Annotated in this window: 13 protein-coding genes and 2 pseudogenes; 6 read left to right on the forward strand and 9 right to left on the reverse strand. The window is 72.2% G+C overall.

Translation table 11 applies throughout. From position 1 onward, the window contains the following. Nucleotides 1-28: 28 nt before the first annotated feature. The 5 genes from rocD to JM949_RS26600 all read right to left on the reverse strand — a co-directional run bounded on the left by rocD (nucleotide 29) and on the right by JM949_RS26600 (nucleotide 3,989). Complete coding sequence (gene rocD, locus JM949_RS26580; protein ID WP_203150999.1) at nucleotides 29-1,243, reverse strand: ornithine--oxo-acid transaminase; 1,215 nt, start codon at nucleotides 1,241-1,243, stop codon at nucleotides 29-31. Continuing rightward, nucleotides 1,243-2,058, reverse strand: a complete 816-nt coding sequence (ddaH, locus tag JM949_RS26585) for a dimethylargininase (RefSeq protein ID WP_203151000.1) — start codon at nucleotides 2,056-2,058, stop codon at nucleotides 1,243-1,245. The genes rocD and ddaH overlap by 1 nt, the downstream gene beginning before the upstream one ends. 361 nt (nucleotides 2,059-2,419) lie before the next feature. Continuing rightward, nucleotides 2,420-3,283 carry a DMT family transporter gene (locus tag JM949_RS26590; protein ID WP_309232341.1) on the reverse strand — a complete coding sequence of 288 codons (864 nt, stop codon included), beginning with the start codon at nucleotides 3,281-3,283 and terminating at the stop codon, nucleotides 2,420-2,422. Between the two features lie 227 nt (nucleotides 3,284-3,510). After that, nucleotides 3,511-3,792 (reverse strand): hypothetical protein, encoded by a 282-nt coding sequence (locus JM949_RS26595; RefSeq protein ID WP_203150992.1) that lies wholly within the window; start codon nucleotides 3,790-3,792, stop codon nucleotides 3,511-3,513. After that, nucleotides 3,789-3,989 carry a hypothetical protein gene (locus JM949_RS26600; protein WP_203150993.1) on the reverse strand — a complete coding sequence of 67 codons (201 nt, stop codon included), beginning with the start codon at nucleotides 3,987-3,989 and terminating at the stop codon, nucleotides 3,789-3,791. Before JM949_RS26600 ends, JM949_RS26595 begins: the two co-directional genes overlap by 4 nt. Before the next feature lie 228 nt (nucleotides 3,990-4,217). On the opposite strand from JM949_RS26600, the gene JM949_RS39940 reads away from it, so the two are divergent. From JM949_RS39940 to JM949_RS26625, 6 genes and pseudogenes are all read left to right on the forward strand, one after another. Continuing rightward, complete coding sequence (locus JM949_RS39940; protein WP_407664827.1) at nucleotides 4,218-4,835, forward strand: Scr1 family TA system antitoxin-like transcriptional regulator; 618 nt, start codon at nucleotides 4,218-4,220, stop codon at nucleotides 4,833-4,835. After that, nucleotides 4,814-5,104, forward strand: a complete 291-nt coding sequence (locus JM949_RS39945) for a Scr1 family TA system antitoxin-like transcriptional regulator (RefSeq protein WP_407664828.1) — start codon at nucleotides 4,814-4,816, stop codon at nucleotides 5,102-5,104. Before JM949_RS39940 ends, JM949_RS39945 begins: the two co-directional genes overlap by 22 nt. Further along, nucleotides 5,097-5,297 (forward strand): DUF397 domain-containing protein, encoded by a 201-nt coding sequence (locus tag JM949_RS26610; protein WP_203150994.1) that lies wholly within the window; start codon nucleotides 5,097-5,099, stop codon nucleotides 5,295-5,297. Before JM949_RS39945 ends, JM949_RS26610 begins: the two co-directional genes overlap by 8 nt. A gap of 29 nt (nucleotides 5,298-5,326) precedes the next feature. Beyond that, complete coding sequence (locus tag JM949_RS26615; protein WP_203150995.1) at nucleotides 5,327-6,136, forward strand: Fpg/Nei family DNA glycosylase; 810 nt, start codon at nucleotides 5,327-5,329, stop codon at nucleotides 6,134-6,136. Between the two features lie 329 nt (nucleotides 6,137-6,465). Next, nucleotides 6,466-7,731 (forward strand): AGE family epimerase/isomerase, encoded by a 1,266-nt coding sequence (locus JM949_RS26620; protein ID WP_203150996.1) that lies wholly within the window; start codon nucleotides 6,466-6,468, stop codon nucleotides 7,729-7,731. Then, nucleotides 7,728-8,674: pseudogene (locus JM949_RS26625) on the forward strand (carbohydrate kinase family protein). Before JM949_RS26620 ends, JM949_RS26625 begins: the two are co-directional and overlap by 4 nt. A 233-nt stretch (nucleotides 8,675-8,907) precedes the next feature. On the opposite strand, the gene JM949_RS26630 reads toward JM949_RS26625, so the two are convergent. The 4 genes and pseudogenes from JM949_RS26630 to JM949_RS26640 all read right to left on the reverse strand — a co-directional run bounded on the left by JM949_RS26630 (nucleotide 8,908) and on the right by JM949_RS26640 (nucleotide 12,493). Continuing rightward, entirely contained in the window at nucleotides 8,908-9,927 is a 1,020-nt protein-coding gene (locus JM949_RS26630; protein ID WP_407664829.1) for a LacI family DNA-binding transcriptional regulator, read from the reverse strand. 27 nt (nucleotides 9,928-9,954) lie between these two features. Further along, complete coding sequence (locus tag JM949_RS39950) at nucleotides 9,955-10,431, reverse strand: NAD(P)/FAD-dependent oxidoreductase (RefSeq protein ID WP_407664830.1); 477 nt, start codon at nucleotides 10,429-10,431, stop codon at nucleotides 9,955-9,957. Between the two features lie 69 nt (nucleotides 10,432-10,500). Next, nucleotides 10,501-11,291, reverse strand: a pseudogene (locus tag JM949_RS39955) (NAD(P)/FAD-dependent oxidoreductase); the annotation flags it as partial. Between the two features lie 65 nt (nucleotides 11,292-11,356). Then, nucleotides 11,357-12,493: a carboxylate-amine ligase gene (locus JM949_RS26640; protein ID WP_203150997.1), complete on the reverse strand. Its 1,137-nt coding sequence runs from the start codon at nucleotides 12,491-12,493 to the stop codon at nucleotides 11,357-11,359. Between the last annotated feature and the right edge of the window lie 346 nt (nucleotides 12,494-12,839).

Consider the following 12,839-nt stretch of genomic DNA (forward strand, 5'->3'; position numbering starts at 1 on the left):
GGTGGGCGGGGTTGGGCCGGGGTGTGGGTTAGGCGGTCAGGACCTCGGCGAGTGCGGTCACCGCCAGGTCGATCTCCTCCTCGGTGATCACCAGCGGCGGGGCTAGCCGGATGGTGGAGCCGTGGGTGTCCTTGGCCAGCACGCCGCGGGCGGCCAGCCGCTCACACGCCTCCCGTCCGCTCATCAGCGCCGGGTCGATGTCCAGACCGGCCCACAGGCCGCGCACGCGCACCTCGACCAGGCCCCTGCCGACCAGACCTTCCAGGCCGGCCCGCAGCCGCTCACCCAGCTCGGCCGAGCGGCGCTGGAACTCGCCGGTGGCCAGCAGCCGGACCACCTCGATGGCCACCGCGCAGGCCAGCGGGTTGCCGCCGAAGGTGGAGCCGTGCTGACCGGGCTTGAGCACGCCGAGCACGTCGGCGTTCGCGGCCACCGCGGAGACCGGCACGATGCCGCCGCCGAGGGCCTTGCCGAGCAGGTACATGTCGGGCACGACGCCCTCGTGGTCACAGGCGAAGGTCGCGCCGGTACGCCCCAGACCGGACTGGATCTCGTCGGCGATGAAGAGCACGTTCCGGTCGGTGCAGACCTGGCGTACGCCGGGCAGGTAGCCCTCCGGTGGCACCACCACGCCCTGCTCGCCCTGGATTGGCTCCAGCAGCACGGCCACGGTGTTCTCGTCGATCGCGGCGGTCAACGCCGCCAGGTCGCCGTACGGAACGACGGTGAACCCGGGGGTGTACGGCCCGAAGTCGGCGCGGGCGTCCTCGTCGGTGGAGAAGCTCACGATGGTGGTGGTCCGGCCGTGGAAGTTGCCCTCGGCGACCACGATGTTGGCCTGCCCGGCGGGCACGCCCTTGACCTGGTAGCCCCACTTGCGGGCCACCTTGATCCCGGTCTCCACCGCCTCTGCCCCGGTGTTCATCGGCAGCACCAGGTCCTTGCCGCACAGCTCGGCCAGCTCCCGGCAGAAGTCGGCGAACTGGTCGTGGATGAACGCCCGGCTGGTCAGCGTCAGCCGGTCCAGCTGGGCGTGCGCGGCGGCGATCAGCTGCGGGTGCCGATGGCCGAAGTTGAGGGCGGAGTAGCCGGCCAGACAGTCCAGGTAGCGCCGGCCGTCCACGTCGGTGAGCCAGGCCCCCTCGGCGGACGAGATCACCACCGGCAACGGGTGGTAGTTGTGCGCAGTCCAGCGCTCGGCGTCCCGGACCGCTCCCGGCGTCCGCAGGATGTCATCCACGATCACTTGCTTGCCTTTCCCTGACGGAGTCGTAGCGTGCAGCACTTCGGTCCGCCGCCGGCCTTACGCAGCTCGGACAGGTCGACACCGATGGTCTCGTAGCCCCGGTCGCGCAGCTTGCCGGCCAGGTCGGTGGCCTGCGCGGGCAGCACCACGTGCCGCCCGTCGCTGACCGCGTTGAGCCCCAGCACCTCGGCGTCGGCCATGGTGGCGTGCACCGCGTCGGGGAAGAGCCGGCGCAGCACGGCCTGGCTGCCGGGGGAGAACGCCTCGGGCAGGTACGCCACGGTCCGCTCGTCGAGCACGGTCAGCGCGGTGTCCAGGTGGTAGAAGCGCGGGTCGACGAGCTGCATGGTGATCACCGGGTAGCCGAAGACCTCCTGCAACTGGGCGTGCGAGGCGTGCGCGGTGCGGAAGCCGGTGCCGGCCAGCAGGTGGTCGCCGGCCAGCAGGACGTCACCCTCACCCTCGTTGACGTGCTTCGGGTCGTACATCTCGAAGCCGGCGGCCTCGAACCAGGCCCGGAACGCCGGTGCCTCGTCGGCGCGCTGCGGGTCCCGGAACTGCACGGCCATCGCCTTGCCGTCGATCACCGTGCCGCCGTTGGCGGCAAAGACCATGTCGGGCAGGCCGGGCACCGGAGTGATCTCCTCGACGGTGTGGCCCAGGTCCAGGTACGTCTGGCGCAGCTGCTCCCACTGCCGGACGGCGAGCGCGGCGTCGACCGGCGCGCTCGGGTCCATCCAGGGGTTGATCGCGTAGTCGACGGCGAAGTACGTCGGCCGGCACATCAACAGGCGCTGGCTGGTGGCGTCCATCGTCATTGTCCTGCTCCCAGGGGTCGGGCGCGCCGGCCACCGTGGCCCACGGGCTGGCGCCGTGGCTCAACGTTATGCGGGGTGAGCGACAGGATCCACCGTGAAGAGTTGCGCGGACCGAATATTCATTGCGTGTGGGCGGCCTGCGGCTGCGATTCGTTGCGCGAGGAGCGCGGCCGGGCCGGGTTGTGTCCCGGGCCACCGGTGGGCGGTGGGAGATCCGGACCCCGGACACACCTCAGGGGCGGCGAATCGCCGCCCCTGAGAGGGTGTCGCCCGGCCGGTGAACCACCGGGAAGTTCGGGCTGCCGGCGAACCGCCGGCGTTGCCGGTGCACCACCGGCGAGCGGAACAGTGCCCGCTAGAAACGGTCGACAAACTGTGAGTCAAGCCACTCGCGGAAGCGCTGCACCCAGTCGCCGTCGGTGGTCGGCCAGTCGAACCGACCGGTCATCGCCAGCACCCCGATCACCACGGCGGCCAGCCCGATCAGCATGCCGAAGAGCGCGTCGGTCTTGCCGGCGACGTGCCGGCGGCGGGTGGCCATCAGGCCGAGCACCGAGAGCACCGCGCCGAGTGCGCCGAGCCCGATGCCGTACCCGGCGAGCGTTCCGGTCAGCACGAACAGCGCACCGGCGACCGAGACGATCAGACCGAGGGTGGCGAGCAGGCTGGCCCGTGGCTTCGGGCCACGGGTCACCGGCGGCTCCGGCGCGGTCCGGTCCGGGGTGGGGTCGACCGGGCGGTCGGTGGTCACCCGGTCCGTCGTGTCCGTGTGCCGGGTGGCGCTGTCCAGCTCGGCGGTGGGCGTCGCGGCCCGGGTGTCCGTGTCGACCGGCCGCGCGGCGGCGGCTCGGGCGTCGGCGTCCACCGGGCGTGCGCCGCCGGGCCGGGTGTCGGGGTCGACCCGCTGTGCGGTGCTGGCCCGGGTGTCGGGGTCCACCGGACGTGTGGTGCTGGCCCGGGTGTCGGGGTCCACCGGACGTGTGGTGCTGGTCCGGGAGTCGGGGTCCACCGGACGTGCGGTGGCGGCTCGGGCCACTGCCGCCCGCTCGCTGGCCCGCCGCTCGGCCTCGCCTACCTGGTCGGCGCCGCTGCCGTACGTCGTCTGCTCGGCGTCCCGGTCGGTGACCGGGGTGTCACGGCCGTCCACGCGGCCGTCGAGGTTCTCGTCCCGCGTCGGTGCCGGCTCGGACCGGCGGGACAGCGAAGGAATCCTGACCACTACACACCTCCTGATGAATGCGTGGTGGCCGACGGAAGGGTGGCATCCACGCGGTACCACCTCGAAGTACCCCGCTGCGCGTTTCCTGACACCAATACCGGGTACGGGCGGCCGAGTCCGGTCTGGCCGCCGACCCGGCCGGACCCTCCGCCCTTGATCGACTCGACTTCAAGGAAGTCGGCCTTCTGCTCGGCTAGAGAGGCCCGACTTTCTTGAACCCGAGTGGATCACTGACGCGCGGGCGCGGCGGGTAGTACCCGCACCCCGGCCCGTTGCACGAACACCTCGCGCCTGTCGACGGCCAGGCCCTTGCCGTTCAGGACGTAGCCGGTCAGCCAGACCCAACCCTGGTACGTCGGGCGCGGGTCGACACTGACCAGTCGAAGACGCAGCGCCCGGTCGCCGGCGAACTGCACCGAGCACGCCTCGCCGATCAGCAGCAGGTCACCGGGTCTGAGGTCGATGTCGCCGGGCTTCGGGCCGGTCTTGCCGGGCTTGAGGTCGGTCATGTCGGCCAGTGCCCACGGTTGATCGGGATGCGGTGGCGGACCCGGCAGGGCAGCTCAGCGCCGCACCGGCACACCGTGCGCCAGCGCGTCCAACTCCAGACCGGCCCGTGTCGGCGGGCGAGGGTGAGCGCGGTGACCAGGAGATATTCGTTGTACGACACGCGCACGGCGGCGTCCTTCCCGAGGAATAGCGGCACCGACCCACCTGATAATGCGAATGGGTGCGGCAGCGGGCTATTGTCGACGCCATTCCCGACGCCACTCTGCTGGGATTCGCTGACGCGTGACAGCATGTTCCATGCTGGCCACCTTGCGCAATGTCTCCACCTGTCATAACCTCACCCCGCAATAGCGCACGATGAATGGACGATAAATGTGTGCGAGGCGAAACAATCGGCGTTGCAGGAGGAGAGCGGTGATGTTGCATGGCGGATGAAACAGGCGGTTCCACGGTCCCTCGACGGCAGCTCGGTCGGCTGCTCACGCAGCTCCGCGAGGATGCCTCGGTGACGATGGACGCCGCAGCCGAAGCGCTGGACTGCTCCCGGCAGAAGGTGTGGCGCATCGAGAAGGGGTTGGTTCCGGTCCGCGTGGTCGACGCCCGCGCGATGTGCGCCCTCTATCGAGTGTCCGACCCGATGCGGGAAATCGTCGCCGGGTTGGCAAAGGAGACTCGGGCCAGGGGTTGGTGGCATTCGTATGGCGATGTGGTCCCGTCGTGGTTCTCGCTGTACGTCGGCCTGGAATCGTCTGCCTCGCTGATTCGCCGATACGACGCCGAGTTGATCCCCGGGCTTCTGCAAACCCGCGAGTACGCCACCGAGCTGTTCCGCCGGAAGAACCCGACCATGCGCGCTGAGGACCGGGAGAAGCTGGTGGAGGTGCGGTTGCAGCGGCAGGGCATCCTCGTCCGCCGGCTGCCCCCCGCGCCCACCCTGCGGGTCGTGCTGAGCGAAGCCGTGCTGCGGCGCACCATCCCGATCGTCGGGCGATGGTTCGGCAGTTGCGCCACCTGCTCGACGTGGCCGCGCTGCCGACCGTGAGCCTGCGGGTGCTGCCGCTCGCCGCCGGCCCGCCGCTGGCCAGCGAGACCGGCACCTTCGTCCTGCTGGACTTTCCGCAGGCGTTCGGCCGGGCGTCCACCGAGCCGACCACCGTCTACCTGGAGAACATCACCGGGGCTCTCTATCTGGACAAGCCGACCGAGGTCGCCGCCTTCGAACATGTCTGGTCGGACCTGGAGGCGCTCGCGTCAGGTGAGGCAGAATCAGAAAAATTGATCACTTCGATCATCGAGGAGCATCATGACTGACCTTGCCGGTGCGACCTGGCGCAAGAGCACCCGCAGCGGCGGGAGTGGCGGTGACTGCGTAGAGGTGGCCGACAACCTGCCCGGCGTGGTGGGTGTGCGGGACAGCAAGGACCCGACCGGGCCGGCGCTGGCCTTCACCCCGGTCACCTGGGCCACGTTCGTCAGTGACGTCAAGGGGCGACACCACTGCTGATCCGGCGCGGCTGGCTATCCTTGGCACCCGTGCCAGAGGGACACACGATCCACCGCCTGGCGGCCCGGCACGCCGAGCTGTTCGCCGGGGACAAGCTGCACGCCACCAGCCCACAGGGCCGCTTCGCCGAGGGCGCCGCCCGGCTCTCCGGGTCGGTGCTGGAAACCACCGAGGCGTACGGCAAGCACCTGCTGCACCACTACGCGGGTGAGCTGACGGTGCACGTACACCTCGGGTTGTACGGCAAGTTCACCGACGGGCCGGGAGCGCCGCCCGACCCGGTCGGTCAGTTGCGGCTGCGGCTGACCAGCGACCGGCACTGGCTCGACCTGCGCGGCCCCACCGCCTGCGAGCTGCTCACCCCACCCGAGGTGGCCGCGCTCCGCGACCGCCTCGGGCCGGACCCGCTGCGCGCCGACGCCGACCCGGAGCGGGCGTACGCCCGGATCTCGCGCAGCCCCACACCCCTCGCCGCGCTGCTGCTGGACCAGTCGGTGGTGGCCGGCACCGGCCTGATCTTCGTGACCGAGGCGCTGTTCCGGGCCGGACTGCCACCGAGGATGCCCGGTCGAGGGCTGAGCCGGGCCGGCTGGGACGCGCTCTGGCTCGACCTGGTCGGCCTGATGCGCCTCGCGGTCCAGCAGGGCCGGATCGACACCGTCCACGACGCGCACCTGCCCGAGACGATGGGCCGGCCGGCCCGGGTTGACCGGCACGGCGGCGAGGTGTACGTCTACCGCCGCCCCGGGGCACCCTGTCACGTCTGCGACGCCGAGATCAGTCGCGGCGAACTGGCCGGCCGCAACCTCTACTGGTGCCCCACCTGCCAGGCCGCCTGACCCGGGCCACAGACCGCGACCGCCGCCTCCGCTGCGTGAGCACTTCGCCCGCTCAGGTAGCCGGACCGCCGCCCGGACGCGCTCGGATGGGTTCCTCGGGTGGGGCAGCGCGCGGGGGCCTGATCCGGTGTGACGTGACCGGAATTGACAGTCGGCCGGCCTGCGGAGCAGGGTTGAGAAGTGACAACGATGTCAACGGACGTAACGGGAGAAATTGCACCGGACGGGCCAGCCCGGGTGTGCCTTTCCGTTGACAATGTCCCGGCGCGGACTTGGTCCGCCGCCAATCCTGGCCGGATGTCCCTTTCCTACCCGACGGTGACCAGCTGATGACCGACGTGCCCCAACCCAACGCCGAAACGACCCCCGCTCCTGCCGGGTCACCGGATCTGCCTGGTCTGGACGAGTTCCTCGTCGACCAGACCCGGACACTGCTCGACACGGCCCGCCGCTCGGTCCGCCCCGAGGGCGGCTTCTGGTGGCTGACCGACGACCGCACCCCGGATCGCGGCGAACCTGTCTTCACCTGGATCACCTGCCGGATGACCCACGTGGCCGCCCTCGCCCACCGCAACGGCGATCCAGCCGCCGCCGCCCTGGTCGACCACGGCATCGCCGCGCTCGACACACTGCTGCGCGACGACCGGTACGGCGGTTGGTTCAGCGCGGTGGACCAGCAGGGAACGCCCGTCAACGACCGCAAGGCCGGCTACGACCACGCGTTCGTGCTGCTCGCCGCGTCCAGCGCCGCCCGCGCCGGACGGCCCGGCGCGGACCGGTTGCTCGCCGACGTGCTGGCCGTCGTCCGGGACCGGTTCTGGGACGACGACGCCGGGGCGGTCCGCGAGTCGTGGAACCGCGACTGGACGGTCACCGAGGACTACCGCGGCGCCAACAGCAGCATGCACATGGTCGAGGCGTTCCTCGCCGCTGCCGCCGCCACCGGGGACGCGAGCTGGGCCGACCGGGCCCTGCGGATCGCCACCCACCTGGTGCACGGCGAGGCGGCCCGGCACGACTGGCGGCTGCCCGAGCACTTCACCGCCGACTGGACGCCGCTGCCCGACTACAACCGGGACCAGCCGGCGGACCCGTTCCGGCCGTACGGCTCCACCATCGGGCACTGGCTGGAGTGGGCCCGGCTGCTGCTGGAGTTGGAGGCGGTCCTGCCGCACCCACCCCGCTGGCTGCTCGCCGACGCCCGCGCCCTGTTCGCCGCCGCCGTGCGCCGCGGCTGGGCCGTCGACGGCGCTGACGGTTTCGTCTACACGATCGACTGGGACGACCGGCCGGTGGTGCGCTCCCGGATGCACTGGGTGCTCGCCGAGGCCATCGGCGCTGCGGTCACCCTCAGTCGCCGCACCGGGGACGCGGTCTACGCCGACTGGTACCGGGTCTTCTGGGCGTACGCCCAGCGCACGCTCATCGACCAGACCGGGTGGCGGCACGAGCTGGACCCGGGGAACCTGCCCGCCGACACGGTCTGGCACGGCCGGCCGGACGTCTACCACGCGTACCAGGCGGTGCTGCTGTCCCGCTCGGCGCGCGCGCTCGGCGGCCCCGGCCCGCTCGCACCGGGGGAGGAGAGCGCGTGATCGTCGTCGCGGGTGAGGCACTGATCGACCTGGTGGTCACCGCCGACGGAGAGCGGGCCGTGCCCGGTGGTTCGCCGGCAAACGTCGCGGTCACCCTGGCCCGGCTCGACCAGCCGGTACGGCTGCTGGCCCGGCTGGGCGCCGACGAGTACGGCCGGCAGGTAGCTGAGCACCTGGCCGGCAACGGGGTGGACCTGGGCTGGGCGGTCAAGGCCGACCAGCCCACCTCGGTGGCGGTGGCCACAGTGAACGCCGCCGGACAGGCCAGCTACGAGTTCCGACTGGCCGGTGCTGCGGACTGGCAGTGGACCCCGCAGGAGCTGCCCGAGTTGGCCGACTCGGCGGCGATCGCGCTGCACACCGGGTCGCTCGCGCTCGCGCTGGCCCCGGGTGCGGAGGCGCTGGAGGGCCTGCTCGCCCGGGAACGCCAGCGGGACGGGCTGACCGTCTCCGTCGACCTCAACCTGCGGCCGAGCATCGTCACCGACCGGGCCGCGGAGCAGGAGCGGGTCCGCCGACAGGTGCCCCTCGCGCACCTGGTCAAGGCCAGCGACGAGGACCTGGCCTGGCTCTACCCGGACCGGCCGGTGGCCGAGGTGATGACCGAGTGGCGGGCGGCCGGCGTGTCCTGCGCGGTGGTGACCCGGGGTGGCGACGGCGCCTGGCTGCTCGCACCCGACGGCTCGCTGTACGAGGAGCCAGCCGTCCGCACGGTCGTGGTCGACACGTCGGCGCCGGCGACTCGTTCACCGGCGGCCTGCTGGCCGCGTTGGCCGACCTCGGCGCGCTCGGTGACCGGCCGGCCGAACGGCTCGCCGCGGTGACCGAGCCGCAGTGGGGTGCGGTGCTGCGGCAGGCCGCCACGGTGGCCGCGTTGACCTGCGGCCGGCCAGGTGCCGACCCACCCCGCCGAGCCGAGGTCGACGCCCTGCTCGGGGCCTAGCAACCCCGAGCCCTGCTCGGGGCCTGGCAACCCCGGTTACCTGGCGGGCGCGCGACGAAGCGTGTCTGGCCGGCCGGCGGCGGTGACCGTCAGTCACCGCTGCCGGCAAGGACCCGTTAGTGAGCCGTATACCTCAGCGGTATAAATATGACTCTGAGGTATGCCGCTCTCGACACCCGGTGCGGCGGGCCCAGCCCGACGCACGCCGGAGGTCGCGTGCCCGGACCGACCCGCTAGGAGGCGGACAGGCCCCGCTGGAGCAGCCTCGTGGGAAGCACCGTGGTGGTGGGCGGGGCGTCGTCGCCGGCGATGCGGTTGAACAGCCGCTCGGTGGCGACCCGCGCCAGCTCCCGGGTGTCGTACCCGACGACGGTCAGCGGCCGGGGCATCAGGTGGGCCAGCTCGAAGTCGTCGAAGCCGACCAGCGCCGCGGCACTGCCCCGCCGGTGCAGCTCCTGGAGCGCCCCGACGGTGAGCCGGTTGTTGGCGCAGAAGAAGGCGGTGGGCGGGTCCGGGAGGTCGAGCAGCGCGGCGACCGCGCGGCCGGCCTCCTCGGGCGCGATGAGCCGCTCGCGCAGCAGTGCCTGGTCCGGCTCGACCCCGGCGGCGGCCAGCGCGGCCCGCGCCCCGGCCAGCCGGTCCCGCATGGTGGGCACGCTGGGCGCGCCGAGCAGCAGGCCGACCCGGCGGTGCCCCTCGTCGAGCAGCGCGGCGACCCCGGCCTGGCTGCCACCCCGGTTGTCCAACAGCACCGCGTCGGCCTGTAGCCCCTGCGGCGGCCGGTCCAGGAACACCACAGGCATGCCCAGTTCGACCTCCCGGCGCAGGAACGAGTGGTCGAGGCCGGCCGGCACCACCAGCAGGCCGTCGACCCGGCGCTGGGTGAAGTCCTGGAGCAGGGCGCGTTCCCGCTCCGGGTCCTCCTCCGACGACGCGGTGATCAACATCGTGCCGTGGGCGGCGGCGATCTCGGCGGCCACGCTGGCGATGGTCGCGTAGAACGGGTTCGCGATCTCCTCGATGAGCAGCCCGACGGTGGCGTTGAGCTGGCGCGAGCGCAGGTTACGAGCGATGTCGTTGCGCCGGAAGCCCAGCTCGGCGATGGCCGCCAGCACCCGGCTGACCAACTCCTGCCCCACCGGTTCGTCGTTGACCACCCGGGAGACCGTCTTCAGGCTGACGTCGGCGCGCCGGGCCACGTCGACCATCGTGGGGCGCCGACGTGTGGCCGGCCGGGTCGGGGTTTGGGTCACGGGGTGGTCCTCCACGGCGGGCGCGGGTCAGCGGGCGAGCGCGGCGAGCGCGTCCACCGCTTTTCGGGCGGCGATCAGCACCGGATCCCACACCGGCGCGTACGGCGGAGCGTAGCCCAGGTCCAACGAGGTCATATCGTCCACGGTCATGCCGTTCCACAGGGCCACGGCCAGCGTGTCGATCCGTTTGGCCGCCTCGGACCAACCGACGATCTGCGCGCCGAGCAACCGGCCGCTGGGCCGCTCGGCGATCAGCTTGACGGTCATCGGCCGGGCACCGGGATAGTAGCCGGCCCGGCTGGTCGACTCGGCGATCACTGAAACGAATTCGAAGCCGGCGGCGGTGGCCTCCCGCTCACGCAGCCCGGTCCGACCCACCTCCAGGTCGCAGACCTTGGTCACCGCCGTGCCGATCACGCCCGCGAAGGTGGCGTACCCGCCGCCGATGTTGATCCCGGCGACCCGGCCCTGCTTGTTGGCGTGGGTGCCCAGCGGCACGTGCACCGGCAACCCGCTGACCCGGTGCAGCGTCTCCACGCAGTCACCGGCCGCCCAGACCCCGGGCAGCTCCGGCACCCGCATCCGGCGGTCCACCCGAACCGCGCCGGTCGGCCCCAGCGGCAGCCCGGCGGCTTGGCGAGCGCGGTGTTGGGGCGTACGCCGAGGCCCAGGACCACGACGTCGGTCGGGATCGGCCCCTCGGCGGTGACCACGGCGGACACCCGGCCGTCCCGCTGCTCCAGGCCGCTCACCGGCAGGCCGGTGCGGATCGTGACGCCGAGGCCGCGCATCGCGTCGGCGACCAGCTCGGCCATGTCGCCGTCGACTGTCGCCATCGGCTGTTGAGCCGCCTCGACCAGGGTCACCGAGAGGCCGCGTTGGATCAGGGCTTCGGCGATCTCGACGCCGATGTACCCGCCGCCGACCACCACCGCCCGGCGTGGCCGTGGATCGGCGTCCAGCCAGTCGCGCAGGGCCGCACCGTCGTCGAGGATCTGCATGCCGAACACGCCGTCCGCGTCGGTGTCCGCCCACGGTGGCCGCACCGGCACCGCGCCGGTGGCGTACACCAGGTCGTCGAAGCGCTCGCGGACCTCGCCGCCGCCGTCCAGGTCCCGGGCCACCACCTCGCGGCGTTCCAGGTCGATGCCGGTGACCTCGTGCCGCATCCGGACGTCCATCGCGTACTCGGTCCGGAACGTCTGCGGATCGCGGGCGATCAACGCCTCCGGGCCGGGCACCAGACCACTGATCCAGTACGGGATGCCGCACGCCGAGTAGGAGGTGAAGTGGCCCCGTTCGAAGACCATGATCTCCAGGTCGTCAGCGTTTCGGCGACGTCGGGCCTGAGATGCCGCCGACATGCCGGCGGCATCCCCGCCGATGACGATCAACCGTTGCGCCACGGGTTCATCCTGTCACGCGGTGATCAGCCGCGGGTCTGCCGCGCGACGTCCTGCACCACGTCGGTGAGTCGTCCGGTGCGTTCGAAGACCGCGCGCTGCCGCGCCGCGCCGCTGCCGTGCCGGCGCAACCCACCCAGCAGGTCGATCACCTCGGCCCAGTCGCCGTGCTGCTCAAGCGCCGGCCGCATCCGTTCCACGAACCGGTCCAACAGCTCCCAGGCCGGGCGCACCTCGCCTGTGGTGACGTCGACGGCGTCGCCTTCCAGGCCGTCGTGGGCGGCCCGCCAGTGCGCGCCGACCAGCAGGTGGTGGTCGGTCCGCAGCGCCGGCCGGCCGGCCTCGACGTCCGCCATGGCGGTGGCCACCAGTGCCCGGACCAGCGCGGCGACCAGCACCGCGTCGTCCACCGACGGGCAGACGTCGCCGATCCGCAGCTCGACCGTCGGGTACTTCGCCGACAGCCGGGCGTACCAGTAGAGCATCCCCTCGTCGAGCATCACCCCGCTGGAGATCAACTGGCGGATCAGCCGCTGGTAGTGCTCGTGCGACTCCAGCCACGGCGTCGGGGCCACCGACGGCCAGCGCTCCCACTCCACCGAGCGCCAACTGGCGTAGCCGGTGTCCTCGCCACCGGCGAACGGCGAGTTGACGGTGACCGCGTGCAGCATCGGCAGCCACGGTCGGACGTGGTTGAGCACCTGCACGCCGGTCTCCGGGTCGGGCACGCCCACGTGCACGTGCATGCCGTTGTTGCCCGGGCCGGGCACCAGCAGCCGGAACCGCTCGATCATCCGGTCGAAGCGGGGCTTGTCCACCACCGGCGGCACCGGACCGTCCACCGGGCCGGTGCCGATGGCGAGCAGGCGTACGCCGGCCCGTTCGGCGGCGTCGGCGAGTGCCCGGCGCAGCACGCTGAGGGAGTGCCTGATCGACGAGAGCTCCAGGCCGGGCGGGCTGCCGATCTCGATCTGACTGGTCTGGAACTCCCGCTCCACCTGCCCGTGCAGCTCGGCTGGCACCTGCTCCATGACCAGGTCGACGGCCGGAACCGCGGCCCCGGTGTGCGGGTCGACGAGCAGGAACTCCTCCTCGACACCCACGGTGAGCAACCCGGTCGCCGCAGCCGTTCCGCTGGCCGCCTCCGCCACCTGACCGGTCATCGACACCACCGTCCGTTCCTACCGTTCGCGGTCCGTCCGCGTCGGTCCGTCGTTGGTTACCCAACGTGGCGATGCCGGGAAACGTGGCGGCGGTACGTCGTACCGGGGCAGGCCGCCGGATTTCGACGGGGCGACGTGACAGTGGGTCCTATGCTGGGCCCGTGCCGGTGTCGCTGGGCTTTGTCGGGGTCGCGTGGGTGTCCGCGTTTGCCCAGCTCACTCTGCTCGCCGGCCGCCCGGCCGACCTGCTCGCGGGTGCCGCGTTGACCGCCCTGGTGCTGCTCGCCGTGGTGCTGGCGGCCCGGGTGCTCGGCCGTTCGGGTCGCCGCGCCGGCCGCGCTGGTCG

This window comes from Micromonospora tarensis, assembly GCF_016803395.1.
GTDB classification, from domain to species: domain Bacteria; phylum Actinomycetota; class Actinomycetes; order Mycobacteriales; family Micromonosporaceae; genus Micromonospora; species Micromonospora tarensis.